Source organism: Halomonas flagellata, from assembly GCF_022487945.1.
GTDB classification, from domain to species: Bacteria; Pseudomonadota; Gammaproteobacteria; order Pseudomonadales; family Halomonadaceae; genus Halomonas; species Halomonas flagellata.
On record NZ_JAKVPY010000013.1, the window covers coordinates 1 to 24,959 of the forward strand.

Here is a 24,959-nt window from a genome sequence, read left to right on the forward strand (position 1 = left end):
TCGCCTGACGACCATAGCGAGCGGGCACCACCTGATCCCATGCCGAACTCAGCAGTGAAACCGCTCAGCGCCGATGGTAGTGTGGGGTCTCCCCATGCGAGAGTAGGTCATCGTCAGGCACTTCTTCAGAGAAAACCCCGAGCACATCCGTGTTCGGGGTTTTTTCACTTGTGGCCGAAGCCAATATGAAAACGCCAGCTTCCATCATGAAGCTGGCGTTCGCATTCCTGGCGACTGGAGTCAACGGCAGAGGGTCTCGAGGGTCTCGATCAGGCTGTCCATCTCGTCCTCGGTGCCGATGGTGATACGCAGGAAGTCACGCAGCGCCTCGGTATTGAAGTGGCGCACCAGGATGCCGCGCTCGCGCAGCCCGACGAACAGCTGGGCGGCATCGAGCTCGGGGTGGCGGGTGAGCACGAAGTTGGTCTGCGAGGGCAGCACCTCGAAGCCGAGGTCTGCCAGGCGCCGTCGGGTCCGCTCCCGGGTGGTGATCACCTTCTCTCGACATGCATCGAAGTGCTCCCTGTCCTCCAGGGCCGCGACGCCGGCAGCGCTGGCCAGGCTGTCGATGGGGTAGGAGTTGAAGGAGTTCTTGACCCGCTCGAGCCCCTCGATCAGCTCTCGTGAGCCCACGGCGTAGCCCAGGCGTAGCCCGGCCAGGCTGCGCGACTTGGAGAAGGTGCCGGTGACCAGCAGGTTGGGGTAACGAGCGACCAGGGGCACGGCGCTTTCACCGCCGAAATCCACGTAGGCCTCGTCCACCAGGACCACCGACTCGGTGACACGCTCGAGCAGGCCGGCAATGGCCTCGCGACCATGGCCATGGCCGGTGGGGGCATTGGGGTTGGCGAAGACCACGCCGCCGCAGTCGGGGCCGAAGGCATCCAGGTCCACCTGCCACTGGTCGGTCAGGACATGGGTACGGCGCTCGACGCCATACAGCTTGCAGTAGACAGGATAGAAGCTGTAGGTGATGGCGGGCATCGCCAGTGGCCGCTCCTGGCAGAAGAAGGCCTGGAAGGCCAGCGCCAGCACCTCGTCGGAGCCGTTGCCGACGAACACTTCCTGCATCGTCACGCCGAGCTCACGGGCGAGCGCCTCGCGCAGGGCACGGGACTCCGGGTCGGGGTAGAGCCGCAGGTGGTCGGCGGGGAAGTCGCGCAGCACCGTCTCGACGCCTGGCGCCGGGGGGTAGGGGTTCTCGTTGGTATTCAGCTTGATGAGGCGTTCACGGGGCTGCTCGCCGGGTACATAGGGCGTCAGTTCGCGAACCACGGGGCTCCAGAACTTGCTCATGGTCACTCGCTCGGGTGGCTCGGGTTGGGTGGACTCCGGTCATGGTGACGTGCGCGGCCTGACCGCGCAAGCCACCGGCATGCTAGGCTGGTGCCCATTTGCGCGCATCCGAATTCACTGGATCCCATCATGACCGCACAGATCCTCGCGACCCTGCTGCCGGTGTTCCTGATCGCCGGTTGTGGAACCCTCTATGGTCGCTACCGCACACCCGACATCCGCGGCATGAACACCCTCAACATGGAGCTGTTCGTGCCCATGCTGGTGTTCGCCGTGCTCGCCGATGGGCAGGCCCCCCTGGAGGAGTATGTCGGCCTGGCGCTGGCAGGAGCCGTGGTGGTGCTGGGGTCGGGATTGCTGCTGTGGCCTGTGGTGAAGTGGTTGAAGCTGGAGCCGAAGACCTTCCTGCCGCCGATGATGTTCAACAATTCGGGCAACATGGGGATTCCGCTCCTGCTGCTGGCCTTCGGCGAGGCGGCGCTGCCGGCGGCGGTGGTACTGTTCATTGTCGAGATGCTGCTGCACTTTTCGGTGGGGCTCTACATGCTCAGCCCGCGGACGCCGCTGTGGCGGCTGCTGCGCATGCCCATCGTGCTGTCCAGCATCGCCGGCCTGGGTGTCAACCTGGGAGACGTGCCGCTGCCGGGCTGGCTACTGGAGGCGCTGCACATGCTGGGCGGGGTCTGCATCCCGCTGCTGCTCTTCGCCCTGGGGGTGAGGATGCTGGACATCGACTTCGGTGACTGGAAGACCGGACTGCTGGGGGCGTTGCTCTGTCCGCTTTCCGGCCTGGTGCTGGCCGCGCCACTGGTATGGCTGCTCGGCCTCGGCGGACTGCAGGCCGCGGCGCTGTGGGTGTTCGCCGCGCTGCCACCGGCGGTGCTCAACTATCTGGTGGCCGAACAGTACCGGCAGGAGCCGCACAAGGTGGCCTCGCTCGTGCTGATCGGCAACCTGGGTAGCCTGGTGGTGATGCCGGTGGTGTTGGCCGTGGTATTCGCCTACGTGCATTCGGGCGTGTCATGACCGGCCCTCCCTCGGCGTCGGAGGCTGTCCGCTGAGGACATGAGAGGTTATGCTATCACCCAGGCTGCCGTGGCTCACGGCGTCATGCCCTTTGGTTAGGAGGACTAAAATGCAAATCAGGACCTTGCTGGCTGGCTCGGCCTTGCTCGCCCTGCTGGCCGGCTGTGCGGCCGGCCCGACCGATGATCGTGCCGCGGCACCCGAAATGGACGACACCGAGGTGGTCTATCAGGGCACCCTGCCGTGCCGCAACTGTGACGGAATCGATCTCGACGTGCGACTGACCGGCGACGAAGAGTCCGCATCGGAGGAGCGCACCTTCTCTCTCCAGGCCACCTACCGGGAGCACCCACAGAACCCGCCGGACGAGCACTATGCCGGCAACTGGGAAGTGCTCGGCGGAACGGCCTCGGACCCGGATGCCACCGTCTACGAGCTCACCCCGGACGGAGAGGGCCAGATCTACTATTTCCTGCGTGTCGACGACCGGACCCTGGAGCTGATCGACCCCCAGCGCCGTCGCTTCCAGAACAACGAGATGCTGCAGCTGCAGCGCCAGTGATCGGCCGAGCGGCGACTCGGGAGGGCGGCCTGCGGGCCGCCCTCCCGCGTTGGAATGGGCGCCATAAGACAATAGAGAGCACCGCATGGCCAAAGCGAAAAGCGCCTTCGTCTGCACCGAGTGCGGTGCCGAATACCGCAAGTGGCAGGGGCAGTGCAGCAGCTGCCAGGAGTGGAACACCCTGAGCGAAGTGAGGCTGGCGGCGGCGCGGCCCGGCGCCGCCGCGACCAACGGGGCCGCTCGCGGCGGCTATGCCGGCGGCCTGTCGCGGGAGGTGGTCGACCTGGCCAACGTCGACCTCGCCGAAGTGCCGCGGCTCTCCTCGACCTTCGAGGAGTTCGACCGGGTGCTGGGGGGCGGCCTGGTGCCGGGGTCGGCGGTGCTGCTGGGGGGCAATCCCGGGGCCGGCAAGTCGACCCTGCTGCTGCAGACCGCCTGCAAGCTGGCCCAGGGGCGCAGCGTGCTCTATGTCACCGGCGAGGAGTCGCTCTCCCAGGTGGCGATGCGCGCGCACCGCCTGCAGCTGCCTACCCGGGGGCTCAAGATGCTGGCCGAGACCAGTGTCGAGACCATCCTCGCCGTGGCCGAGCGCGAGCGTCCTGAGATCCTGGTGATCGACTCCATCCAGACCATGCACCTGGAGGACATCGCCTCGGCGCCCGGCGGCGTAGCCCAGGTGCGCGAGTCCGCTGCAGCCCTGACGCGCTTCGCCAAGCAGTCGAATACCGTGCTGCTGCTGGTGGGCCATGTGACCAAGGATGGCACCCTGGCCGGCCCCAAGGTACTCGAGCACATGATCGATGCCTCGCTGCTGCTCGAGGGCGGGGCCGACTCGCGCTTCCGTACCCTGCGGGGCCAGAAGAACCGCTTCGGAGCGGTCAACGAGCTGGGGGTGTTCGCCATGCTCGAGCACGGTCTCAAGGAGGTGAAGAATCCCAGCGCCATCTTCCTGTCGCGGGGCGAGGAGCAAGCTTCCGGCAGCCTGGTGATGGTGGTCTGGGAGGGCACCCGGCCGATCCTGGTGGAGGTGCAGGCGCTGCTCGACGACTCGGCGCTCGGTAACCCGCGCCGGGTCGCCGTGGGCCTCGACCAGAACCGCCTGGCCATGCTGCTGGCGGTGCTGCATCGGCACGGCGGCCTGTTCACCGGTGACCAGGACGTCTTCCTCAACGTGGTCGGTGGGGTCAAGGTACTGGAGACCAGTGCCGACCTCGCCGTGCTGCTGGCGGTGGTCTCCAGCCTGCAGAACCGTCCCCTGGCCCGCGAGCTGGTGGTGTTCGGCGAGGTGGGGCTCTCCGGCGAGATCCGCCCGGTGCCCAGCGGGCAGGAACGCATCGTCGAGGCGGCCAAGCATGGCTTCAAGCGGGCCATCGTGCCCCGTGCCAATGCCCCCAAGCGTGACCCCGAGGGCATGGAGGTGGTGGCGGTGGACAAGTTGGCCGATGCCCTGGAGGTGTTGTGAGGTGAGTCCCGAACGAAGCGCCCGCATGTTGTAGAATGCCGGTAACGATTGCCAAGGAGAACGAGATGACCGCCATCCGCCTGACTCAGTACAGCCACGGGGCCGGCTGTGGCTGCAAGATCGCCCCCGACGTGCTCGACGGCATCCTGGCCAAGGCCGGGCCGGGCGCCAGTCATTCGCGGTTGATCGTCGGCAACCAGGGGCGCGAGGATGCCGCCGTCTATGACCTGGGCGACGGGCGCGGCATGATCGCCACCACCGACTTCTTCATGCCCATCGTCGATGACCCCTTCGACTTCGGCCGTATCGCCGCGACCAATGCCATCAGCGACGTCTATGCCATGGGCGGCAAACCGGTGCTGGCACTCGGCATCCTCGGCTGGCCGCTGGACAAGCTGGGGCCCGAGGTCGCCGGCGATGTGGTGGCCGGCGCCCAGGCGGTCTGCCGCGAGCTGGGCCTGGCGCTGGCCGGTGGTCACTCCATCGATGCCCCGGAGCCGATCTTCGGCCTGGCGGTCAACGGCCTGGTGGACCTCGCCCACCTCAAGCTCAACAAGGGGGCCCAGGTCGGCGACCTGCTGTTCCTGACCAAGCCACTGGGGGTGGGCCTGCTCACTACCGCCGAGAAGCAGGGCCTGCTCGAGGCCGGCCATCAGGGCCTGGCCCGGGAGACCATGCTCGCGTCCAACCGGATTGGTGTCGAGCTGGCAACGGTCAAGGGCGTGAACGCCATGACCGACGTCACCGGCTTCGGCCTGGCGGGCCACCTGGCCGAGGTGTGCGCGGCCAGCGGCGTGGCCGCACGGGTCGATTTCCGTCGCCTGCCGCGCCTGGCCGAGGCCGAGGCCTACCGCCGCCAGGGCGCGGTGCCGGGTGGCACCCGGCGTAACCGCGAGGCGCTGGGTGCCTCGCTGCCGGCCATGGACGAGGCGCACTGGCAGTGGCTCTGCGATCCCCAGACCTCGGGGGGCCTGCTGCTCTCGGTGCATCCCTCCTGGGAGGACGACGTCGAGCGCATCGGCCGCGCCCACGGTATCGAGCTCGTGCCCTTCGGCGAGATCATCGCCGCCACGGGCGAAGCGGTGATCGAGGTGCGTGGATGAGCTTGCCGCTGGTCGAGCCCGACCTTGGGCTGCTGCGGGAAGGGCGCGTGCTGATCGACGTGCGTGCCCCGGTCGAGTTCGCCCAGGGGGCGCTGCCCGGTGCCGTCAACCTGCCGCTGATGGACGACGAGGAGCGCCACCGGGTCGGGATCGAATACAAGCAGCGCGGTCAGCAGGCCGCCATCGAGCTCGGCGAGCGGCTGGTTCGCGACGGGATCAAGGCAGCCAGGGTCGCCGCCTGGCGACGACTGCTCGAGTCCCATCCCGACGCCGTCATCTACTGCTTCCGTGGCGGGTTGCGCTCGCAGGTCGCCCAGCAGTGGCTGATGGAAGCCGGCCTCGAGCGCCCGCGTATCCGCGGGGGCTGGAAGGCAATGCGTCAGGCATTGTGCGAGCGCATCGACGCCGCCGCCGAGCAGCCACTGCTGGTAGTGGGCGGGCTGACCGGTTGTGCCAAGACCGCACTGATCCGGCGGCTTCCCAACGGGCTTGATCTGGAGGGCTGTGCTCGCCACAAGGGCTCCGCGTTCGGCCGGCACCCACTGCTGGCGCCCTCGCAGATCGACTTCGAGCACGCCATGGGGCGACGCCTGCTGGATCTGCCGGGCCCCCTGGTCGTCGAGGACGAGTCCCGCCATATCGGGGCCGCGAACATTCCGCTGACTTTCTGGCGGGCCATGGAGCATGCCCCGCGGCTGCGGGTGGAGATGCCCCTGGACTGGCGACTGGCGCAGATCCACAAGGACTACATCGACGACCTCTGGGAGGTCCATCGGGCGCAGTTCGGCGACTGGCTGGGCTGGGCGCTGATGCGCAAGCAACTCGCCGGCTCCCTGGCTCGGCTCAGGAAACGCCTGGGCAGTGCCCGGTTGGCGCGGCTGCAGCGGCTGCAGGCCCTGGCCTTCCGCGAGCACGAGCGCGGCAATCGCCAGGCCCACGAGGCCTGGCTGGCCCCTCTGCTCACCGAGTACTACGACCCCATGTACCGCCACCAGCTGGAGAAGCACCCGGAGCGGCGCTTTCTCCACGTGGGGGACTGGGAGAGCTGCCTTGCGGCGGCCAGGGCGTGGTCGGCCGAGGCCATGCACCCGGCGCCAGGCCAGCCGGCCTGAGGCCGAGGCCATATCAGGCCGGGACGCTGCGCAGCCACTGGCTGAGCACGCGATCGAGCAGCGGGGCGAGCAGGTCGAACCGCTTCGGCTCGTCGAGCATGGCGTCGCGTGGCTGGGCATGGGGGCTGGTGTCGCCGCCACTGGGCGGGGCCTGGTGGTCGAGCAGCGCGGTCACGCTGTCTCGGGTCGCCTCCAGGTGACACAGCAGGCCCACCACCCGGCCGGCATCCCAGGCGAACCCCTGTACCGGGCTCGCCGCGCTGCCGCCCAGGGGCTGGCTGTCGTCGGGTAGCCCGAAGACGTCGCGGTGCCACATGAAGGCGTCGAACTGCTTCGGCAGGTCGAAGGGGCTGCCGGGGGCCAGGTCGACCCGGTGCCAGCCGGTCTCGGCGAAGGTGCCCGCCGAGACCACGGCGCCCAGCGCCGAGGCGATCAGCTTCGCGCCCAGGCCGATGCCCAGCAGCGGCTTGTTGCCATCGAGGGCCTGCTCGATCAGCTTGCGTTCTCGCCGCAGCCAGGGATGCTCGTCATCGTCGGCGCTGCCCATGGGGCCGTCGAGCACGACCAGGGCGTCGCAGTCGGCCAGCCGGGGGGGGAGTTCGCCGGCATCGAGATGGAAGACCGTATAGCTGTGGCCCATGCTGGTCAGCCAGTCGGCCAGCCGGGCCGGACCGTGGTGGGGGCTGTGCTGGAGCAGGTGAAGGTGCATGGGAGCCTCGCCATCGATGGGTGGACAGGGTGGGAGCGCAAGGGTACATGAAGCGGGAGCTGCGGGAACAGATACTGACCATCCTGGCCGAGATACCACCCGGCCGGGTGACCACCTACGGGCGCATCGCCGCGATGACCGAGGGCGCCACGCCGCGCCTGGTGGCCCGGGCCCTGCGCGAGCTGCCTGCCGGCCACGACCTGCCCTGGTTCCGAGTCATCACCGCCTCTCGCAAGCTGGCCGATCATCCCGGCGCCGCAGAGCAGCGCGAGCGCCTGGCCGCCGAGGGCGTGCTGTTTGATCCCCGTGGGCGCGCCCCGGCGGAGCTTCTATGGCCTTGATCTACGAAACGTCAGTGGGGCCGATTCGGCGACAGGCCTGTGGGGAGGCGCTGTGAACCCCTATATGGAGTCCTCCCCGACGCCCCTTGCCATCCATCGAGGACTCGGACAACAGGATCCCAAGGAGACTCCATGAGCGGCTTCTACCCGCGCCTGCAGCAGCTCGACCCGCGCCGCCAGCAGGCCTTCATGGCGGCGCTGTGCGAGCGCCTGCTGCCCAACTACCGCCTCTATGCCGAGACCACCGGCCGGGGAGACCCCCATGGGCTCAGGGTGATCCTCGACCTGGTCTGGGAGCGGCTGGCGGTGCGTGACGCGAAGATCGACTTCGAGCGTCAGGCCGAGAAGCTCGCCGAGCTGGAGCCACCCGCCGAGGACAACAGCTTCGGTGCCCGGCGGGCCCTGGAGGCGGTGGTGGCACTCTCGGCGCTGCTCGACACCCTGCGTGGCGAGGCCCCGGAGGCGGTGCTCGAGGTCAGTCGTGTCTCGAAGGGTGGCGTGCGCGCCTATATCGAGCTCACCGAGGGTGAGGAGGATGCCGGGCGGCTGGCCGTGCTGGTGCGTGACCACCCGCTGATGGCCGACGAGAACGATTTCCAGGATGCGGTGCTGGAGGCGGTCGAGGGTCGGCTCGACCGCGACGCCCTCAAGGCGCTGCGCCGTCTGGGCCGCAACGATGGGGTCAGTAACCTGGGGCTGTCACTCGACTAGTGGTCTCGGCTAGAAGCGGATGCCGGCGGTGATCATGGCGCCCGCCGTGCCGAACACGACCAGGTCGGACTCGAATCGCCCCCACTGCATGCCCAGGCTGGGCAGCGCCGCCGGGGCGATCTCGTAGCGATTGAAGGGGATCTTGTCACGGTATTCGCCCTTGTAACCACGTAGCAGCCCGCCGGTAAGCTTGGCGCGGAAGGTCAGGTTCTCGGTGGGCTGCCAGAAGGGGAACTCGCGGCCGACATACCAGTACCAGGCGGGCTGGTCGAAGGAATTCTTGAACCAGGCGGCACCGACCAGCCAGCGCTGCGGGTTGTGCAACTCCACGCTGGCCAGCTTCTGCTGGTTGGTATGTTCCGGATCGGGGCTGAAGTGGTCGGTATAGAGGCTGGTCTGCACCAGCACATGGTCCAGCTTCGGCTTGGGGGGCCAGATTGGCCCTGCCTCGGCAGTGGCCGGGCCAGCGACTGCCAGCAGCAGGGGCATGGCCAGGGCACCTGCCGCCGCCTTCCATGGTGACTGCATCGTGTCCGTGTCTCCCGTATGCCCCTCAGAGCCGCATCTCGATACCGCGTTCGGCCATGTAGCGCTTGGCCTCGGGGATGGTGTATTCGCCGAAGTGGAAGATGCTGGCCGCCAGTACCGCATCGGCGCCGCCCTCGAGCACGCCCTCGACCAGGTGGTCGAGGTTGCCGACCCCGCCGGAGGCGATCACCGGCACGGTCACCGCCTCGCTGATGGCGTGGGTCACGCCCAGGTCGAAGCCGGCCTTGGTGCCGTCACGGTCCATGCTGGTGAGCAGCAACTCCCCGGCGCCGTATTCCACCATCTTCTTCGCCCACTCAACGGCATCGAGCCCGGTCGGTCGGCGTCCGCCATGGGTGAAGATCTCCCAACGTGACGGCTCGCCCTCACCGGACACCCGCTTGGCGTCGATGGCCACCACGATGCACTGGCTGCCGAAGCGTTCGGCGGCCTCGCGCACGAAGTCGGGATTGTTCACCGCGGCGGTGTTGATGGACACCTTGTCGGCGCCGGCATTGAGCATGGTGCGGATGTCGTCACAGGTACGAATGCCACCGCCCACGGTCAGCGGGATGAACACCTCGCCGGCGATGCGCTCGACCATCTCCACCGTGGTGTCGCGGTCCTCGTGGCTCGCCGTGATATCGAGGAAGGTGATCTCGTCGGCACCCTGCTGGTTGTAGCGCTGGGCGATCTCCACCGGGTCACCGGCGTCGCGGATGCCGATGAAGTTGACGCCCTTGACCACGCGGCCGGCGTCCACGTCCAGACAGGGAATGATGCGCTTGGCCAGTCCCATGATTCAGCTCCCGGCTCGCTTGAGCCCTGCAGTGAGTTCGTCGCACAGTCGTTGGCCCTCGGCCACGTCCAGTGAGCCTTCGTAGATGGCGCGGCCGGTGATGGCGCCGAGAATGCCGGGCTCGCCGGCTTCGATCAGCGCGCGCAGGTCGTCGAGGTCGGTCACGCCCCCCGAGGCGATCACCGGCAGGCCCCCCTCGCGGGCAAGCTGAGCGGTGGCCTCGACGTTGACACCGGACATCATGCCGTCACGGGCGATATCGGTGTAGACGATGCTGGAGACGCCGTCGTCGGCGAAACGCTTGGCCAGGTCGGTGGCCTTCACCGAAGAGACCTCGGCCCAGCCGTCGGTGGCCACGTAGCCGTCGCGGGCGTCGAGGCCGACGATCACGTGCCCGGGGAAGGCCCGGCACATCTCGCCGACGAAGGCCGGCTCCTTCACCGCCTTGGTGCCGATGATCACATAGGACACGCCGGCGGCGAGATAGTGCTCGATGGTGGAGGCCTCGCGGATGCCGCCGCCGATCTGGATCGGCAGGTTCGGCCAGGCCCGGGCGATGGCGGTGACCGCCTCGCCGTTGACCGGGGAGCCTTCGAAGGCGCCGTTGAGGTCGACCAGGTGCAGGCGGCGGGCACCGGCCTCGACCCAGCGGGCGGCCATGGCCACCGGGTCGTCGCCGTAGGTGGTGGCGTCGTCCATCCGGCCCTGCTTGAGGCGGACGCACTTGCCGTCCTTGAGATCGATGGCGGGAATTACCAGCATGTCAGTGTCCTCGGTTGGCGCGGCCTCGGGCGCCTGTCCTGTAAAGAGTGGTGCAGTAGTGGGGGGCCTGTGAATGGCCGATCAGGCGGGTCGAGTTGGCTCAAGGGTTCCACTGCACGAAGTTTTCCAACAGCCTGAGGCCGGCGCGTGAACTCTTCTCGGGGTGGAACTGCACGGCGAAGGTGGCATCGCGGCCGATGGCGACATGGGCGCTGACCCGGCCGTAGTCGGTGGTGCCGAACACCGCGGCGTCATCTCTCGCCTCGGCATAGTAGCTGTGCACGAAATAGAAGTGCTCGTCCTGGTCGATGCCGGCCCACAGTGGATGATCGTGGTGCTGGTGCACCAGGTTCCAGCCCATGTGGGGCACCTTGAGGCGTTGCCCGAGGTCGTCCCGCATGTCGGTGGGGAAGCGTTTCACCTCGCCGTGCAGGAACCCCAGGCAGTGGATGCCGTTGTTCTCCTCGCTGTGATCGAGCAGCATCTGCTGGCCGACACAGATGCCCAACAGCGGCTTGGCCTGCTGGGCGAGCAGCTCTTCCACCAGCCCGCGCAGTTCGGTGCGCTCGAGCTCGCCCATGCAGTCGCGGATGGCGCCCTGGCCGGGCAGCACCAGGCGCGTGGCGCCGCGGATGCGACGGGCATCCCGCGTCACGATCACGTTCTCGTGGGTGACGTGTTCCAGTGCCTTGGCGACGGAATGCAGGTTGCCCATCCCGTAGTCGATGACGGCAATGGTCATGGAGCGCTCCTCGTGTGATCGTTCGGCGGCCTCAGAGGCTGCCCTTGGTGGATGGCATCTGGCCGGCCATGCGCGGGTCCGGCTCCACGGCCATGCGCAGCGCGCGGCCGAAGGCCTTGAAGATGGTTTCCGCCTGGTGGTGGGCGTTGAAGCCCTTGAGGTTATCGATGTGCAGGGTCATCCGGGCATGATTGACGAAGCCCTGGAAGAACTCCCAGAACAGCTGAGTATCGAGGCGGCCGATGCTGGCACGGGTGAACTCGACATTCATGAACAGCCCCGGGCGGCCGGAGAAGTCCACCACCACTCGCGACAGGGCCTCGTCCAGGGGCACGTAGGCATGGCCGTAGCGGTGGATGCCGCGCTTGTCGCCGATCGCCTGGTGGAAGGCCTGGCCCAGGGTGATGCCGAGGTCCTCGACGGTATGGTGGTCATCGATATGCAGGTCGCCCACCGCCTCGATATCGAGGTCGATCAGGCCGTGGCGGGCCACCTGATCGAGCATGTGGTCGAGGAAGGGCACGCCGGTTTCGCAGGCCAGGCGCCCCTCGCCGTCGAGATTGACGGTGACGGTGATCTGGGTTTCCCGGGTGTTCCGGGTGACCGTGGCGATACGCTCGGACATGTCGGATCTCCAGCGCCAGGGCGCATATCGGATAGGGCCGGTGCCAGACACCGGGCCGTGAGGCGAATGGGCGAACGCACTGCTGTGCCGGTCGCCGCGAGCCTGCCATTATAGAGAATTGCCCCCCCCATCCGCTACAATATGCCCAATTCAGCGGTGGCGAGCCTCGCCACCCCGGCTCAGGGAGATCCAAGCATGCCGGTGACACTCCACCCCGTCGACTGGGCCGCCTGGGAAGCGGATGCCCAGGCGCGATTCGACCTCGCCCGTATCTACGCCGATGCCCCTGCCGAGCGTCTGCCGCTGCCCGTGGACGATTTCATTCGCGAGCACCTGGCGGCCAGCCACTTCTTCTTCTGTGCGCGCTTCAATGATCGCCTGCTCGGTGCCGTGGCGGTGGAAGATGACGGCGAGGCCTGGTGGCTGTCGCACTGCTGCGTGCGCAAGACCACCCGCCGGCGCGGCGTCGGGTCACGGCTGCTGGCCCTGGTCGGAGAGTCGGCACTGGTCGAGGGACGCAAGCTGCGCGCGCCCTCGTCACAGTTGCCGGTGGCCGACCAGATGCTGCTCGCCCGGCTCGGCTATCGCCTGACTCAGGCCGGCGACTATTTCGAACTCAACCTTCCGGGACGGGGAGGCGAGCAATGAAGCGGCTGTTGCGCACCTTGCTGGCGGCCATTGGTGTCCTCGCGCTGGTGTTGGTCGGGGCGGTGGTCTACGTCACCACCTTCTTCGATCCCGATGACCTCAAGCCTCGCCTGATCGAAGTGGTGCGCGAGCAGAGCGGCCTCGAGCTGTCGCTGGAGGGGCCATTGACCTGGTCCTTCTACCCGCGGCTCGGGGTGAGCGTCGAGAAGGCCGAGGCCTGGCTGCCCGACCAGGAGGTCGAGGAGGAGGCCTCCTTCGCCGCCTTCAGCCGTGCCGAGGTGAGCCTCTCCTTCGCCCCCCTGCTGCGTGGCGAGATCGCCATCGATGGCCTGACCCTGGACGGCATGCGGCTCAATCTGGAGCGCGACGAGGAGGGGCGCGGCAACTGGGAGGTACTGCTCGAACGCCTCGCCCAGGATCGCGAAGCCGCCGAGGGGGCGCTGGCCCCGGCCAGTGCCGGCCCCAGCCCCGGCAGTGCCGATACCGGCAAGCTGAGCGTGGCCCTGAACATTGCCAGCGTGCAGCTGCGCGAGGGCGAGATCCGCTTCCGCGATCTCCAGGCCGACCGGGAGATGCTGTTCGAGGGGGTCGGCATCACCGGCAGCAACGTCAACCCCAACCGGCCCTTCTCGCTCAAGGCGACATTTCGGCTCGCCACCCACGATGCCCTGGACTGGCGCGAGCTGGAGCGCTCGCCCTGGCTGGCCAGCGACGTCTCCCTCGAGAGCCGGGTCAGCCTGGGGCTGGCCGACGGACGCTATGTGCTGGAGGGGCTGATGCTGAACACCACCAGCCGACTGGCCGGCGTCGAGGGGGAGCAGAAGGCCAATCTGCAGGGTAGCGAGCTGGTGGTCGATGCGGAGGATCGGCGCCTGCGCCTGGACGAGGGCAAGCTCGACGCCAGCCTGCTGCACCCGAGCCTCGGCGAGAAGACCTTGCCGCTATCGCTGGCCTTCAACCTGGACGCCGACCTCGCCGAGCAGACCGCCCAGCTGCGCGAGCTGGAGCTGACCGGCGAGGACGGCCTGCGGCTCAGTGGCAACCTGAACCTGAGCCGGCTGCTCACGGATCCCGCCTACACTGGCCAGCTGAGCCTGGCGCCGCTGTCGCTGCGCCCCTGGCTCACGCGGCTGGAGATGATGCCGACCATGGCCGGCGACTCGGCGCTCGCCGACGTGGCCCTGACGAGTCCTCTGGAGGGCAACCGGGAGCGCCTCGAGTTGACCGGCCTGACCCTGGTGCTGGACGACAGCACCTTCACCGGGCGCCTGGCGGCCGGGCTCGATGGCCGGCTGCTCGACTTCGACCTGCAGGGCGACAGCCTGGACCTGGATGCCTATCTGCCGCCGGCGGAACCGGTGTCGGAGACCGCGTCGGAAACGGCGGACGAGAGTACCGCGCTGCGCAGCCTGCCGGGCATCGGGCGGGCGCGTGCCGACGAGCCCCGCCCCCTGGTGCCGGCCGAGTGGCTGGCGGAGCTCGCTCTCGACGGCCAGCTCTCCCTCGGCGAGCTGCGCCTGATGGGGCTCGACTTCAGCGACGTGAGCCTCGCGCTCGCCGGCGGTGACGGTCGGCTGCGCCTGGTCTCCTTCGAATCGGGCTTCCAGGAGGGCACCCTGGCGGCCAGCGGCGAGCTCGGGCTGCGTGACGAGCCGCTGAGCTGGGCCCTGGCGCCGCAACTCTCCCGGGTGCGTATCGACTCCCTGCTGGAGGCGCTCGGCGAGGAGCCGGCGCCGCTGCGCGGGCGGCTCAGTGGTGAAGGGGAGCTGACCTCCCGTGGCAATACCTGGCCGGAGCTGAAGCGCCAGCTCAGCGGTCCTTTCGCCGCACGCCTCGAGGAGGGAGCGATCCTCGAGGTCAACGTCTCCCGCGAGCTGTGCACCGCGGTGGCCACCCTGGAAGGCGAGGAGAGTGCCCGCGACTGGCCCCCCGACACCCGCTTCGACCGCGCCGACGCGACCTTCGAGCTGCGCGACGGCACCGTCCACAGCGACGACCTGCTGGTCACCATCCCGGGCATCGAGCTGGGGGGCGAGGGCCAGCTCGACCTGGTCAGCGAACGCTTCGGCCTGCGCGCCGCGGCACGCTTCGTCGATACCGCCGATGCGGCCTGCAACGTCAATCCCCGGCTCGAGCGGGTGCCCTTCCCGGTGCGCTGCGAGGGCGGTCTCGGCGATGACAGCAGCGACTGGTGCCGCTTCGATCGCGAGGCCTTCCGGGGCACGGTGGCCGAACTGCTGCGTGACGAGGCAAGCCGGCGCGCCGGCGAGGAGGTCGAGCAGCGGCTCGAGGGTGCCATCGAGGATCTCGATGAGCGCCTCGGCGGAGGCTCGGGCGAGGAACTTCGTGACGCCCTGCGCGGTCTGTTCGATTGAGCATCAAGCAAGTCAGTCCCTGCGCCGACCCCGGGTCGGCGCTTTTTTTCGCCAGCTTCCACGTTACCGGCAAGGAGTCGCCATGAAGGAGTTGCCGCCCCCCGTGCTTCCCGCCGAGGTCTTCCAGCGGCGCCTGCTGGGGTGGTTCGACGAGCATGGCCGCCACGACCTGCCCTGGCAGCAGGAGCGGACGCCCTACCGGGTCTGGGTCTCGGAGATCATGCTGCAGCAGACCCAGGTCACCACGGTGATCCCCTATTTCGAGCGCTTCATGGCGCGCTTCCCCGACATCGCCTCGCTGGCCGCGGCCGAGCAGGACGAGGTGCTGCATCTGTGGACGGGGCTGGGCTACTACGCCCGCGGACGCAATCTGCACAAGGCCGCCCGGGTGGTGGTGGAGGCGCATGGCGGCGAGCTGCCGCTGGAGCTCGAGGCGCTGGCCGCGCTGCCCGGCATCGGCCGCTCCACGGCCGGTGCCATCATCAGCCAGAGCAGCGGCCGGCGGGCGGTGATCCTCGACGGCAACGTCAAGCGCAGCCTGACCCGGCTGCATGCGGTGGCGGGCTGGCCGGGCCGCCCGGCGGTGGAGCGCCGCCTCTGGGCCCTGGCCGAGCACTACACGCCCGAGACGCGGTTGGCCGACTACACCCAGGCGATGATGGACCTGGGAGCGACCCTCTGCCGCCGTGGTCGCCCGGACTGCGAGCGCTGCCCCTTCAATGATGTCTGCGTGGCCCATGCCCGGGGCGAGGAGCGGCGCTTTCCCGAGTCGAAGCCGAAGAAGGCGCTGCCCACGCGAGTCACCGTCATGCTGCTGCTGCGCGATGAGCACGGCCGGGTGCTGCTCGAGCAGCGTCCCTCCAGTGGCCTGTGGGGCGGGCTCTGGAGCCTGCCCCAGTTCGACGAAGACATCTCCCTGCGGGCCTGGCTCGATGTCCACGCCCCCGGTGCCGAGCTCGAGCCTGGCTGGGCGCCCTTCACCCATGTCTTCAGCCACTTTCGCCTGGAGATCACCCCGCAGCCGGCGCGGATCGCCGCCATCGATTCGGTGGGAGAGGCCCGTCGCTGGTACGATCCCCGGGAGCCCGACAGCATCGGCCTGGCGGCCCCGGTGAAGTCGCTGCTGGCGTCGCTGGCGCCCTTTGCGCTCACGGTGCCCACCGGCCCCAGAACACCCAAGCCGCACGATAGCCGTCACGAGGAGAATGTCCGATGAGCCAGACCGTGTTCTGTCGCAAGTATCAGCAGGAGCTCGAGGCCCTGCCGTTTCCGCCGCTGCCTGGCAAGAAGGGCCAGGAGATCCAGGCCAGTGTGTCGAAGCAGGCCTGGGAGGAGTGGCAGGCGCTGCAGACCCGGCTGATCAACGAGAAGCACCTCAACATGCTCGATCCGGCCTCCCGGGAGTACCTGATGGAGCAGATGGAGCGCTTCCTCGACAACCGCGAGACCGACCAGGCGGAAGGCTATGTGCCACGCGGGGAGTGACCCTCGCGGCCGACGCCCCGTACGCCATCTTTTTGAAACGGAAGGGGTTGACGCAAACGGCCCCTTGGGGTTTAATACGCCCCGTTGGCAGCGGCCAGATAGCTCAGTCGGTAGAGCAGGGGATTGAAAATCCCCGTGTCGGCGGTTCGATTCCGTCTCTGGCCACCACACTGCTGGGGTATAGCCAAGTGGTAAGGCACCGGTTTTTGGTATCGGCATTCCCAGGTTCGAATCCTGGTACCCCAGCCACGCCAACCCTATTTCGATTCTGCAGTTCGTGTGAGTCGGTCCCGAGCCGGCATAGCTCAGTTGGTAGAGCAACTGACTTGTAATCAGTAGGTCCCGGGTTCGACTCCTGGTGCCGGCACCATCCAGACGTCGGGACAATCAACGAGTTGCAGCATATGATAACCGCCCCTGAGGCGGTTTTTTCGTCTTTGTCCACAAGGCATCCACAGGGGCGTTCCTGGCCTTGAAACCCCTGTCGGGTACCACCACAACACTACACGCAGATCCCTTGCCGGGGTCCCCGCAGCGACCCCGTCGTCACAACGAGTTCGAACTGAGACTGATCACGGAACCACAGGAGGTGATTCAGATGCCGGTGCAGACATCGTTCAGCCAGACCCGCTTCCACGCCATCGGCGACGCTCCCGAGCCCACCAGCCAGGTGAAGGGCGCACCGCGCACGGGACAGGACCCTTATCCCACCCGGCTCGCCGAGCCGCTGGACATGCCCTGGCTGAGCCGTCGCGAGGCGGTGGTCAAGGGGCGTGCCGAGGACGGTCCCCTGAGCCAGGCGCAGCTCGATGCGTTCGAGCGCCAGGGCTTTCTCTTCGAGCCCGGTTTCATCGGCGGCGACGAGCTCGCCGAGCTGCGTCGGGAGCTGAAGGCGTTGCTGGCCCGTGACGACTTCCGTGGCCGCGACTTCAGCATCACCGAGCCCCAGGGCCGGGAGATCCGCTCGCTGTTTGCGGTGCACTTCCTCTCCCGGCTGTTCTCGCGCCTGGCCCACGACGAGCGGCTGATGGGGCGCGCGCGTCAGATCCTCGGCGGCGAGGCCTATGTGCACCAGTCGCGGATCAACTACAAGCCCGGCTTCGAGGGCAAGGGCTTCAACTGGCACTCCGACTTCGAGACCTGGCACGCCGAGGACGGCATGCCGGCCATGCATGCGGTGAGCGCCTCCATCGTGCTCACCGACAACCACCACTTCAACGGGCCGCTGATGCTGATCCCCGGTTCGCACCGGGTCTTCGTGCCCTGCCTGGGCGAGACGCCGGACGACCACCACAAGCAGTCGCTCAAGACCCAGGAGATCGGCGTGCCGAGCCGCGAGGTGCTGACCAGGCTGATCGCGCACCACGGCATCGAGGCGCCCACCGGGTCCGCTGGCGGGCTGCTGCTGTTCGACTGCAACACCCTGCACGGCTCCAACGCCAACATGTCGCCGGACCCGCGCAGCAACGTCTTCTTCGTCTACAATCGTCGCGACAATCGCTGTGTGGAACCCTTTGCGGCACGCCGGCGGCGGCCGGGCTTCCTGGCCCATGCACCGGACGAGGCATGGTCGCCACAGAGCTGAGGCCATCTGTCCGGCCCCGGAGTGTGGACCCACGCCGCAGGTGGGGTAGACTGTGACGCTTGTCGTCGAGAAGCGTCACGCATCACGAGAAGGAGAAGGCCCGCCATGCGCTTTGTTCCACGTTTCACCGATGGCCAGGAATTTCCCCATGCGCTCGGCAAGATCGTCTGTGTCGGCCGCAACTACGCCGATCACGCCAAGGAACTGGGCAACCCGGTGCCCAGCGAGCCGCTGCTGTTCATCAAGCCGGCGACCAGTGCGGTGGCCCTCGAGGAGCCGGTGGACGCGCCTTTTTCCCGCGGCGAAGTGCACTACGAGACGGAGATGGCGCTGCTGATCGGCGAGGAGCTGTCCCATGCCGGCGTGGACGAGGCCGAGCGGGCGGTGGTCGGTATCGGGCTGGCGCTGGACCTGACGCTGCGCGACATTCAGGCCCGCCTCAAGGAGAAGGGCCATCCCTGGGAAATCGCCAAGGCCTTCGATGGTGCCTGCCCGCTGTCGGTGTTCCTGCCGCTCACCCAGGTGCCCAACTGGAGCGCCCTGACCTTCACCCTGGAGATCGACGGGGAACTGCGCCAGCACGGCGAGGGCTCCGAGATGCTCTTCCCGGTGGCGATGCTGGTGGCGGAGATGAGTCGCCATTTCACCCTGCAGGCCGGCGACGTGGTGCTGACCGGCACCCCGGCCGGCGTAGGGCCGCTGCCCCGGGGCGCCGAGCTTCGCTTCACCCTGACCGGGGGGCTGGAGGTGGCCACGCGCGTCATCGACTGAGCATTCCGAGCGCCGAGGCGCAGGACGCCCCGCAATTCAAAGGCTGCAGGGCGTCTTCACGTTCCAGGCGGCGTGCGCTCACTCCAGATAGGTGTAGCCGTCCAGGCCATCCGAGAGGTCGTCGAGGAAGGCCTGCTGTTCGGCCTGCTCCAGGCCGCTGCGCGCGAGCTGCTCGGCCAGCCGCTCGCGCAGGGCGGCGACGTCAAAGTTGACGTAGCCGAGCACGTCGGCGACCCGGTCCCCCTGCTGGATCTGACTGATCGACCAGCGGCCGTTGCCGTCCAGGGCGGCGTCCGCCGAGTCGGTGTCGCCGAACAGGTTGTGCAGGTCGCCGAGGATCTCCTGGTAGGCGCCGACCATGAAGAAGCCCAGCAGCTTCTCCTCGCCCTCCTGCCATTCCGGCAGCGGCAGGGTGGTCTCGACCCCCTGGCCGTCGACGTAGCCGTCGATGCGGCCGTCGCTGTCGCAGGTGATGTCCTGGATCACCCCGCGGCGCACCGGCGCGTGGTCCAGGCCGGTGAGCGGCAGCACCGGGAAGATCTGCTGGATGCCCCAGACGTCCGGTACCGACTGGAACAGCGAGAAGTTGACGAACAGCTTGTCGGCGAGCTTCTCGGCCAGTTCGTCGTCGATCTCACGATGGGCGCGGTTGCGGGTATCGAGCCGCGCACGCAGCCGGGCGCAGGCGGCGAAGTAGACGCCCTCGCCCTCGGCCCGGGCGGTGATGTCGGTGAGGCCCATCACGAAGCGCTCGTGGAGCTCGCCCATGGCCTGCACCAGGTCGTGCCAGGCCTCGACCAGGCCGCGCGGCTCGGCCTGCTCGTGCAGCAGGTCGTGGACGCGCCACAGCTCGTCGACCTGGGGGTCGCCCTCGACCCGGCGCGGGGGCGCCTCGTCGCCGATGCGCTCCTCGCCGATCACGTTGGTGATCAGCACCGCGTGGTGGGCGGTGAGCGCCCGGCCCGACTCGCTGATCAGGTGGGGTTGGGGCAGGCCGTGCTCCTGGCAGGCCAGGCGGAAGGCGTACACCACGTTGCGCGCGTACTCCAGCATGGAGTAGTTGGCGGAGCAGAAGCTGCGCGAGCGGGTGCCCTCGTAGTCGACGCCGAGGCCGCCGCCCACGTCCACGGTGTCCACCGGGGCGCCCAGTTCCACCAGGCTCTGGTAGAAGCGCGCGCACTCGCGCAGGCCGCGCTGGATGTCGCGGATATTGGCGATCTGCGAGCCCAGGTGGAAGTGCACCAGCTGCAGGCTGGCCAGGGCGTCGGCCTCGCGCAGCTGCTCCACCACGGCCAGCACCTGGCTGGCGGTGAGGCCGAACTTGGACTTCTCGCCGCCGGTGTTCTGCCAGCGGCCGCGCCCCACGGTGGCCAGGCGGGCGCGCAGGCCGATGCGTGGCGTGACGCCGATGCGCTCGGCCTCTTCGAGGATCAGCGGCAGCTCCGAGAGCTTCTCCACCACCAGGTAGACCCGGTGGCCGAGCTTCTCGCCCATCAGCGCCAGGCGCACGTACTCGCGGTCCTTGTAGCCGTTGCAGACGATCAGCGAGGGGCCGTCGCCGGAGAGCGCGAGCACGGCGAGCAGCTCCGGCTTGCTGCCGGCCTCGAGCCCCACCCGGCCATGGCCGCGCTCCTGGGTGCCGAGGATCTCCTCCACCACCCGGCGCTGCTGGTTGACCTTGATCGGGTAGACCGCGGTGTAGCCGCCGCCGAACTCCTCCTCCTGCATGGCGGTATCGAAGGCGGCGCAGAGCTGCTCGACCCGGTCGTGCAGGATGTCGGTGAAGCGCACCAGCACCGGCAGGCGCAGCCCGGCCTGGCGGAGCTCGGTCACCAGGTCGTCCAGCGGCAGGGCCGGGCCCTCGGCCTCGCTGCCCAGCGGGCGCACCAGGGCGTGGCCGGTGTCGTCGACGTCGAAGTAGCCGCTGCCCCACTGGTCGATGTTCCAGGTGCGCCGGGCGCGCTGTGCCGGGCCTGCGGCACTGCTCTTGGACAGGCTCATGCATTCACCTCCGGTAGCGGCAGGGCGCCATGTTCGAGGCGCGCCAGCAGGATGGTGCGGAACTGCTCCGGGTCGTGGGGCGTGAGGTCGTGGGCCGGCGGGTCCACATAGACCACCAGCAGCCGTGACAGCCAGTAGCGCAGGGCGGTCAGGCGCAGCATCATCGGCCAGGCATCGCGCTCCACGCAGGTGAGCGGGCGGCATGCCTGGTAGGCGCGCAGGATGGCGTCGTGACGCTCGGCATTCAGCCGGCCGTCCGCTTCGGTGGCCCAGTCGTTGATGACGATGGCCAGGTCGAACAGCAGGTCCCCGGTGCAGCCGTTGTAGAAGTCGATGATGCCGCCCAGGCGGTCGCCCTCGAACAGGGTGTTGTCGCGGAACAGGTCGCCGTGCAGGGCCCCCTGGGGCAACTCCAGGGCGCTGCCGAAGAAGCCCTGGTAGATCTCCACCTCGTCCTTCATCAGGGTCTGGTCTTCAGGCGACAGGTAGACCAGCACACGGTGGTGCATCGGCAGCAGCCAGTGCAGGTCGCGCGGGTTGGGGCGGTGCCCGGGAAAGTGCTGTGATACCCGATGCATGCGCCCCAGGGCGTCACCCAGTGCCTGGCACTGCGCCGGGTTGGGGGCCTTGGGGTGCTTCCCGGGCAGGCGAGGGAACAGCAGCGCCGGCTTGTCGGCGAGGCTATGCAGGGCGATGCCGTCGCGATCGTGTACCGGGCCGGGGACCGGCAGGCGGTGCTCGTCGAGGTAGTCGAGCAGCTCGACGAAGAACGGCAGCTCCTCGTGTTCGCCCTGCTCGAACAGGGTCAGGACCAGCTCGCGGCGGTCGGTGGTGACGAAGAAGGTGGTGTTCTCGGTGCCGGCGGGGACGCCTTCCAGGGAGACCAGCGAGCCGGCATCGAAGCGGTTCAGGAATTCCGCGACCTGTGCGTCGCCAAGTGGTGTGAATACGGCCATGTGTCTCTCGCCCGGGTTGCCAAGCCGCCTATTGTAGCGACTTGGCAGTGCGATGCACGCACCCGAGAGTGGCAGATCGTGGTCGCTTGCGCCGGCATCCGCCGGGAGCCCCGCTCCCGGCGGGAAAGGATCAGAAGGTGTGCAGTATCCACTGGGGGACGGCGATCCGGTCGCCGTCCTGGCGTTCGAAGTTGCCGTCGCCGTCGTGGTCCACCAGGTAGTAGGAGGGGCCGCGAGAGGGGCGGATCTCGATGGCGTAGAGCTCGCCGTTGATCCGGTATTCGCGGATGGTGCGATCCTCCTCCTGGCGGATGGTGATGTCCGGCTCCACCTCGGAGGCAGACTGGGCCAGGGCCGGGCCCGCGAGGCAGAGCGAGAGGCCCAGGGCCAGCAGCAGGGCGGGGGGCGAGTGTTGCAGTAGCTTCATGAAGACCTCCGGGGCCGCGTGCGGCAGGGGGTGACGATACCCCCAGTGTAAGACCTTGCCGCCTGTCGGCCTATCACTCGCGGCAAAAGGGGCGCGCAATGCGTATCATGGATGCCCAGGATCACGCTTTCCCAGCACAGACTCAATGGATGCCGATACATGGCCGACACGCCCATCGTTCTCGTCGACGGTTCTTCCTATCTCTACCGCGCCTTTCACGCCCTGCCGCCGCTGACCACCTCTCGCGGCCAGCCCACCGGTGCCATCAAGGGCGTGCTCAACATGCTCAAGCGGCTGATCAAGGACTACCCGGACAGCCCCATGGCGGTGGTCTTCGACGCCAAGGGCAAGACCTTCCGCGACGAGCTGTTCGAACAGTACAAGGCGCACCGCCCGCCGATGCCCGATGAGCTGCGCTCCCAGGTTGAGCCGCTGCACGCCTGCGTGCGGGCGCTGGGCCTGCCGCTGCTGTGCATCGAGGGGGTCGAGGCCGACGACGTCATCGGCACCCTGGCCCGCCGGGCCACCGAGGCCGGCCGCGACGCGGTGATCTCCACCGGCGACAAGGACATGGCCCAGCTGGTCAACGCCCATATCACCCTGGTCAACACCATGAAGGACGAGACCCTGGACGTCGACGGCGTGAAGGAGAAGTTCGGGCTGCCGCCGGAGCTGATCATCGACTTCCTGGCGTTGATGGGCGACAAGGTCGACAACATCCCAGGCGTGCCGGGGGTCGGCGAGAAGACGGCGCTCGGCCTGCTGCAGGGGATGGGCGGCGGCCTGGAGGCCATCTACGCCGACCTCGACAAGGTCAAGAGCCTCGACTTTCGCGGCGCCAAGACCCTGCCGAAGAAGCTCGACGAGCATCGCGACCAGGCTTTCCTCTCCTACCGGCTCGCCACCATCAAGACCGACTGCGAGCTGCCGGTGGGGCTCGACGACCTGGACATCGCCCACCCGGACCGTGAGGCGCTGCTCGAGCTCTATCGCGAGCTGGAGTTCAAGGCCTGGCTTGCCGAGCTGCTTGAGGGCAGGGACGAGGGCGTGGATGACGTGGGAGGCGGCAAGCCGACGCCGGTCGGGGAGGACGAGGAGGGTGGTACGGGCCATGCTGCCGGGCGCGAGGATCATGTCATCCTCGCCCAGGCCGATTTCGATGCCTGGCTCGAGCGCCTGAAGGAGGCCGATGCCTTCTGTTTCGACCTGGAGACCACCAGCCTCGACTACATGGAGGCGGAGATCGTCGGGGTGGGCCTGGCGCTCGAGCCGGGCGAGGCGGCCTATATCCCGCTGGCCCACGACTACCTGGACGCTCCGGCGCAGCTCGATCGCCAGGCCGTGCTCGAGGCCCTGACGCCGCTGTGGGAAGATCCGGACAAGACCCGGATCGGCCAGAACCTCAAGTACGACATCTCGGTGCTGGCCAGCTACGGCATCCGTGTCGCCGGGCCGCTGGAGGACACCATGCTCGAGTCCTACGTGCTCGACTCCACGGCGACCCGCCACGACATGGATTCGCTGGCGCTGAAGTACCTGGGCGAGAAGACCATCTCCTTCGAGGAGGTCGCCGGCAAGGGGGCCAAGCAGCTCACCTTCAACCAGATCGCCCTGGAGCAGGCCGCGCCCTACGCCTGCGAGGACGTCGACATTACCCTGAGGCTGCATCGCGAGCTGCGCCCGCGCGTCGAGGCCGAGGGGCGGCTGGCCAGCGTGCTCGAGGAGATCGAGCTGCCGCTGGTGCCGGTACTCTCGCGCATGGAGCGCACCGGCGTGGCGCTCGATCCCGAGCGGCTGCACACCCAGAGCCGCGAACTCGAGACCCGCATCCGCGAGCTCGAGGCCAGGGCCTATGAGCTCGCCGGGCGCGAGTTCAACCTCGGCTCGCCCAAGCAGCTCGGCCAGATCCTCTTCGAGGAACAGCAGATCCCGGTGATCAAGAAGACCCCCAAGGGGGCGCCCTCCACCGCGGAAGCCGTGCTCGAGGAGCTGGCGCTGGACTATCCGCTGCCCAAGGTGATCATGGAACACCGGGGGCTCGCCAAGCTGAAGTCCACCTACACCGACAAGCTGCCCAGGCTGGTCAACAGGGCCACCGGGCGGCTGCATACCAGCTATCACCAGGCGGTCACCGCCACCGGGCGGCTGTCGTCATCGGACCCCAACCTGCAGAACATCCCGATACGTACGGAAGAGGGTCGCAAGATTCGGAAGGCCTTCATCGCCCGGCCGGGCTACCGCATCGTCGCCGCCGACTACTCGCAGATCGAGCTGCGCATCATGGCGCACCTCTCCGCGGACAAGGGCCTGCTCGAGGCCTTCGCCGAGGGCCGCGACATCCACGCCGCCACCGCCGCCGAGGTGTTCGGCGTGCCGCTCGACAAGGTCTCGGGCGACCAGCGGCGCAGCGCCAAGGCGATCAACTTCGGGCTGATCTACGGCATGAGCGCCTGGGGGCTGGGTCGCCAGCTGCACATCGAGCGCAACCAGGCCCAGACCTATATCGACCGCTACTTCGACCGCTACCCGGGCGTGGCCCGCTACATGGAGCGCATCCGCTCCCAGGCCGCCGATGACGGCTACGTGGAGACCGTCTTCGGCCGGCGCCTCTACCTGCCGGAGATCCACTCCCAGAACCGGGCTCGACGCCAGGGCGCCGAGCGCACCGCCATCAATGCTCCGATGCAGGGCACCGCGGCGGACATCATCAAGCGCGCCATGATCGATGTCGACGCCTGGCTGGCGGGCGAGGCCTTCGATGCCGTGATGGTGATGCAGGTCCACGACGAGCTGGTGTTCGAGGTGGCCGAGGCGCAGGTGGACGCCTTCATCGAGGAGGTGAAGGGCCGCATGCAGGGTGCCGCCGAGCTCGGCGTGCCGTTGATCGTCGAGGCCGAGTCGGGCGCCAACTGGGACGAGGCCCACTAAGGGTC

Annotated in this window: 24 protein-coding genes, 3 tRNA genes and 1 rRNA gene; 18 read left to right on the forward strand and 10 right to left on the reverse strand. The window is 68.3% G+C overall.

The window, feature by feature from the left end; genetic code table 11:
• Positions 1 to 3: 3 nt before the first annotated feature.
• Positions 4 to 119, forward strand: a 5S ribosomal RNA gene (rrf, locus tag MKP05_RS11850).
• Between the two features lie 121 nt (positions 120 to 240).
• On the opposite strand, the gene hisC is transcribed toward rrf, so the two are convergent.
• A complete protein-coding gene (gene hisC / locus MKP05_RS11855; RefSeq protein ID WP_240568464.1) occupies positions 241 to 1,296 on the reverse strand; it encodes a histidinol-phosphate transaminase in 1,056 nt (351 codons plus the stop codon).
• Positions 1,297 to 1,425: 129 nt separating this feature from the next.
• On the opposite strand from hisC, the gene MKP05_RS11860 reads away from it, so the two are divergent.
• From MKP05_RS11860 to mnmH, 5 genes are all read left to right on the forward strand, one after another.
• On the forward strand, positions 1,426 to 2,322 hold the full coding sequence (locus MKP05_RS11860; protein ID WP_240568465.1) for an AEC family transporter: 897 nt from the start codon (positions 1,426 to 1,428) through the stop codon (positions 2,320 to 2,322).
• A 109-nt stretch (positions 2,323 to 2,431) separates the two neighbouring features.
• Positions 2,432 to 2,884, forward strand: a complete 453-nt coding sequence (locus tag MKP05_RS11865; protein ID WP_240568466.1) for a copper resistance protein NlpE N-terminal domain-containing protein — start codon at positions 2,432 to 2,434, stop codon at positions 2,882 to 2,884.
• Between the two features lie 85 nt (positions 2,885 to 2,969).
• Positions 2,970 to 4,346: a DNA repair protein RadA gene (gene radA, locus MKP05_RS11870; protein ID WP_240568467.1), complete on the forward strand. Its 1,377-nt coding sequence runs from the start codon at positions 2,970 to 2,972 to the stop codon at positions 4,344 to 4,346.
• Positions 4,347 to 4,411: 65 nt separating this feature from the next.
• Positions 4,412 to 5,449: a selenide, water dikinase SelD gene (gene selD / locus MKP05_RS11875; protein ID WP_240568468.1), complete on the forward strand. Its 1,038-nt coding sequence runs from the start codon at positions 4,412 to 4,414 to the stop codon at positions 5,447 to 5,449.
• The gene (gene mnmH / locus MKP05_RS11880) at positions 5,446 to 6,561 is read left to right on the forward strand and encodes a tRNA 2-selenouridine(34) synthase MnmH (RefSeq protein WP_240568469.1); all 1,116 of its coding nucleotides are present in this window, start codon (positions 5,446 to 5,448) and stop codon (positions 6,559 to 6,561) included. Before selD ends, mnmH begins: the two co-directional genes overlap by 4 nt.
• Before the next feature lie 13 nt (positions 6,562 to 6,574).
• Here the strand turns inward: mnmH and MKP05_RS11885 are convergent, their stop codons facing one another.
• Positions 6,575 to 7,270, reverse strand: a complete 696-nt coding sequence (locus tag MKP05_RS11885) for a type 1 glutamine amidotransferase (RefSeq protein ID WP_240568470.1) — start codon at positions 7,268 to 7,270, stop codon at positions 6,575 to 6,577.
• Between the two features lie 47 nt (positions 7,271 to 7,317).
• Here MKP05_RS11885 and MKP05_RS11890 point away from each other — a divergent pair, with 47 nt between their 5' ends.
• Together MKP05_RS11890 and MKP05_RS11895 are read left to right on the forward strand one after the other, a co-directional pair.
• Positions 7,318 to 7,611 (forward strand): MGMT family protein, encoded by a 294-nt coding sequence (locus MKP05_RS11890; protein WP_240568471.1) that lies wholly within the window; start codon positions 7,318 to 7,320, stop codon positions 7,609 to 7,611.
• Between the two features lie 132 nt (positions 7,612 to 7,743).
• On the forward strand, positions 7,744 to 8,322 hold the full coding sequence (locus tag MKP05_RS11895) for a YjaG family protein (RefSeq protein ID WP_240568472.1): 579 nt from the start codon (positions 7,744 to 7,746) through the stop codon (positions 8,320 to 8,322).
• A gap of 9 nt (positions 8,323 to 8,331) precedes the next feature.
• On the opposite strand, the gene MKP05_RS11900 is transcribed toward MKP05_RS11895, so the two are convergent.
• The 5 genes from MKP05_RS11900 to hisB form a co-directional block, all read right to left on the reverse strand.
• Positions 8,332 to 8,850 (reverse strand): hypothetical protein, encoded by a 519-nt coding sequence (locus MKP05_RS11900; protein WP_240568473.1) that lies wholly within the window; start codon positions 8,848 to 8,850, stop codon positions 8,332 to 8,334.
• 25 nt (positions 8,851 to 8,875) lie between these two features.
• Entirely contained in the window at positions 8,876 to 9,649 is a 774-nt protein-coding gene (gene hisF, locus MKP05_RS11905; protein ID WP_240568474.1) for an imidazole glycerol phosphate synthase subunit HisF, read from the reverse strand.
• Positions 9,650 to 9,652: 3 nt separating this feature from the next.
• Positions 9,653 to 10,411, reverse strand: a complete 759-nt coding sequence (hisA, locus tag MKP05_RS11910; RefSeq protein ID WP_240568475.1) for a 1-(5-phosphoribosyl)-5-[(5-phosphoribosylamino)methylideneamino]imidazole-4-carboxamide isomerase — start codon at positions 10,409 to 10,411, stop codon at positions 9,653 to 9,655.
• A 100-nt stretch (positions 10,412 to 10,511) separates the two neighbouring features.
• Positions 10,512 to 11,153, reverse strand: a complete 642-nt coding sequence (hisH, locus tag MKP05_RS11915) for an imidazole glycerol phosphate synthase subunit HisH (RefSeq protein ID WP_240568476.1) — start codon at positions 11,151 to 11,153, stop codon at positions 10,512 to 10,514.
• A gap of 31 nt (positions 11,154 to 11,184) precedes the next feature.
• A complete protein-coding gene (gene hisB, locus MKP05_RS11920; protein ID WP_240568477.1) occupies positions 11,185 to 11,778 on the reverse strand; it encodes an imidazoleglycerol-phosphate dehydratase HisB in 594 nt (197 codons plus the stop codon).
• Between the two features lie 195 nt (positions 11,779 to 11,973).
• On the opposite strand from hisB, the gene MKP05_RS11925 reads away from it, so the two are divergent.
• From MKP05_RS11925 to MKP05_RS11965, 9 genes are all read left to right on the forward strand, one after another.
• Positions 11,974 to 12,426 carry an acetyl-CoA sensor PanZ family protein gene (locus MKP05_RS11925; RefSeq protein WP_240568478.1) on the forward strand — a complete coding sequence of 151 codons (453 nt, stop codon included), beginning with the start codon at positions 11,974 to 11,976 and terminating at the stop codon, positions 12,424 to 12,426.
• The gene (locus MKP05_RS11930; protein ID WP_240568479.1) at positions 12,423 to 14,801 is read left to right on the forward strand and encodes an AsmA family protein; all 2,379 of its coding nucleotides are present in this window, start codon (positions 12,423 to 12,425) and stop codon (positions 14,799 to 14,801) included. The genes MKP05_RS11925 and MKP05_RS11930 overlap by 4 nt, the downstream gene beginning before the upstream one ends.
• 82 nt (positions 14,802 to 14,883) lie before the next feature.
• On the forward strand, positions 14,884 to 16,017 hold the full coding sequence (mutY, locus tag MKP05_RS11935; RefSeq protein WP_240568480.1) for an A/G-specific adenine glycosylase: 1,134 nt from the start codon (positions 14,884 to 14,886) through the stop codon (positions 16,015 to 16,017).
• Positions 16,014 to 16,286, forward strand: coding sequence for an oxidative damage protection protein (locus MKP05_RS11940; RefSeq protein WP_102629661.1), 273 nt, complete (start codon positions 16,014 to 16,016; stop codon positions 16,284 to 16,286). Before mutY ends, MKP05_RS11940 begins: the two co-directional genes overlap by 4 nt.
• Positions 16,287 to 16,378: 92 nt before the next feature.
• A tRNA-Phe gene (locus MKP05_RS11945) sits at positions 16,379 to 16,454 on the forward strand.
• Positions 16,455 to 16,460: 6 nt separating this feature from the next.
• A tRNA-Gln gene (locus MKP05_RS11950) sits at positions 16,461 to 16,535 on the forward strand.
• A gap of 45 nt (positions 16,536 to 16,580) precedes the next feature.
• A tRNA-Thr gene (locus MKP05_RS11955) sits at positions 16,581 to 16,656 on the forward strand.
• A gap of 228 nt (positions 16,657 to 16,884) precedes the next feature.
• Complete coding sequence (gene thpD, locus MKP05_RS11960) at positions 16,885 to 17,871, forward strand: ectoine hydroxylase (protein WP_240568481.1); 987 nt, start codon at positions 16,885 to 16,887, stop codon at positions 17,869 to 17,871.
• 105 nt (positions 17,872 to 17,976) lie between these two features.
• Complete coding sequence (locus MKP05_RS11965) at positions 17,977 to 18,642, forward strand: fumarylacetoacetate hydrolase family protein (protein WP_240568482.1); 666 nt, start codon at positions 17,977 to 17,979, stop codon at positions 18,640 to 18,642.
• Positions 18,643 to 18,720: 78 nt separating this feature from the next.
• Here MKP05_RS11965 and speA read toward each other — a convergent pair whose 3' ends face one another.
• The 3 genes from speA to MKP05_RS11980 form a co-directional block, all read right to left on the reverse strand.
• Entirely contained in the window at positions 18,721 to 20,643 is a 1,923-nt protein-coding gene (gene speA / locus MKP05_RS11970) for a biosynthetic arginine decarboxylase (RefSeq protein WP_110285197.1), read from the reverse strand.
• A complete protein-coding gene (locus tag MKP05_RS11975; RefSeq protein ID WP_240568483.1) occupies positions 20,640 to 21,599 on the reverse strand; it encodes a homoserine kinase in 960 nt (319 codons plus the stop codon). Before MKP05_RS11975 ends, speA begins: the two co-directional genes overlap by 4 nt.
• 130 nt (positions 21,600 to 21,729) lie before the next feature.
• The gene (locus tag MKP05_RS11980; RefSeq protein WP_240568484.1) at positions 21,730 to 22,026 is read right to left on the reverse strand and encodes a DUF2782 domain-containing protein; all 297 of its coding nucleotides are present in this window, start codon (positions 22,024 to 22,026) and stop codon (positions 21,730 to 21,732) included.
• A 159-nt stretch (positions 22,027 to 22,185) separates the two neighbouring features.
• Here MKP05_RS11980 and polA point away from each other — a divergent pair, with 159 nt between their 5' ends.
• Positions 22,186 to 24,954, forward strand: coding sequence for a DNA polymerase I (polA, locus tag MKP05_RS11985; RefSeq protein ID WP_240568485.1), 2,769 nt, complete (start codon positions 22,186 to 22,188; stop codon positions 24,952 to 24,954).
• Positions 24,955 to 24,959 lie beyond the last annotated feature (5 nt).

What these genes read in the sequence shown, in the direction of transcription:
- polA (WP_240568485.1), top strand. Translation starts at nt 22,186, where the DNA reads ATGGCCGACACGCCCATCGTTCTCGTCGACGGTTCTTCCTATCTCTAC.
- MKP05_RS11860 (WP_240568465.1), top strand. Translation starts at nt 1,426, where the DNA reads ATGACCGCACAGATCCTCGCGACCCTGCTGCCGGTGTTCCTGATCGCC.
- hisC (WP_240568464.1), bottom strand. Translation starts at nt 1,296, where the DNA reads ATGAGCAAGTTCTGGAGCCCCGTGGTTCGCGAACTGACGCCCTATGTA.
- MKP05_RS11980 (WP_240568484.1), bottom strand. Translation starts at nt 22,026, where the DNA reads ATGAAGCTACTGCAACACTCGCCCCCCGCCCTGCTGCTGGCCCTGGGC.
- radA (WP_240568467.1), top strand. Translation starts at nt 2,970, where the DNA reads ATGGCCAAAGCGAAAAGCGCCTTCGTCTGCACCGAGTGCGGTGCCGAA.
- hisB (WP_240568477.1), bottom strand. Translation starts at nt 11,778, where the DNA reads ATGTCCGAGCGTATCGCCACGGTCACCCGGAACACCCGGGAAACCCAG.
- MKP05_RS11925 (WP_240568478.1), top strand. Translation starts at nt 11,974, where the DNA reads ATGCCGGTGACACTCCACCCCGTCGACTGGGCCGCCTGGGAAGCGGAT.
- mutY (WP_240568480.1), top strand. Translation starts at nt 14,884, where the DNA reads ATGAAGGAGTTGCCGCCCCCCGTGCTTCCCGCCGAGGTCTTCCAGCGG.
- MKP05_RS11975 (WP_240568483.1), bottom strand. Translation starts at nt 21,599, where the DNA reads ATGGCCGTATTCACACCACTTGGCGACGCACAGGTCGCGGAATTCCTG.
- MKP05_RS11930 (WP_240568479.1), top strand. Translation starts at nt 12,423, where the DNA reads ATGAAGCGGCTGTTGCGCACCTTGCTGGCGGCCATTGGTGTCCTCGCG.
- speA (WP_110285197.1), bottom strand. Translation starts at nt 20,643, where the DNA reads ATGAGCCTGTCCAAGAGCAGTGCCGCAGGCCCGGCACAGCGCGCCCGG.
- mnmH (WP_240568469.1), top strand. Translation starts at nt 5,446, where the DNA reads ATGAGCTTGCCGCTGGTCGAGCCCGACCTTGGGCTGCTGCGGGAAGGG.
- MKP05_RS11865 (WP_240568466.1), top strand. Translation starts at nt 2,432, where the DNA reads ATGCAAATCAGGACCTTGCTGGCTGGCTCGGCCTTGCTCGCCCTGCTG.
- hisF (WP_240568474.1), bottom strand. Translation starts at nt 9,649, where the DNA reads ATGGGACTGGCCAAGCGCATCATTCCCTGTCTGGACGTGGACGCCGGC.
- MKP05_RS11940 (WP_102629661.1), top strand. Translation starts at nt 16,014, where the DNA reads ATGAGCCAGACCGTGTTCTGTCGCAAGTATCAGCAGGAGCTCGAGGCC.
- MKP05_RS11900 (WP_240568473.1), bottom strand. Translation starts at nt 8,850, where the DNA reads ATGCAGTCACCATGGAAGGCGGCGGCAGGTGCCCTGGCCATGCCCCTG.
- MKP05_RS11895 (WP_240568472.1), top strand. Translation starts at nt 7,744, where the DNA reads ATGAGCGGCTTCTACCCGCGCCTGCAGCAGCTCGACCCGCGCCGCCAG.
- MKP05_RS11885 (WP_240568470.1), bottom strand. Translation starts at nt 7,270, where the DNA reads ATGCACCTTCACCTGCTCCAGCACAGCCCCCACCACGGTCCGGCCCGG.
- thpD (WP_240568481.1), top strand. Translation starts at nt 16,885, where the DNA reads ATGCCGGTGCAGACATCGTTCAGCCAGACCCGCTTCCACGCCATCGGC.
- hisA (WP_240568475.1), bottom strand. Translation starts at nt 10,411, where the DNA reads ATGCTGGTAATTCCCGCCATCGATCTCAAGGACGGCAAGTGCGTCCGC.
- hisH (WP_240568476.1), bottom strand. Translation starts at nt 11,153, where the DNA reads ATGACCATTGCCGTCATCGACTACGGGATGGGCAACCTGCATTCCGTC.
- selD (WP_240568468.1), top strand. Translation starts at nt 4,412, where the DNA reads ATGACCGCCATCCGCCTGACTCAGTACAGCCACGGGGCCGGCTGTGGC.
- MKP05_RS11965 (WP_240568482.1), top strand. Translation starts at nt 17,977, where the DNA reads ATGCGCTTTGTTCCACGTTTCACCGATGGCCAGGAATTTCCCCATGCG.
- MKP05_RS11890 (WP_240568471.1), top strand. Translation starts at nt 7,318, where the DNA reads ATGAAGCGGGAGCTGCGGGAACAGATACTGACCATCCTGGCCGAGATA.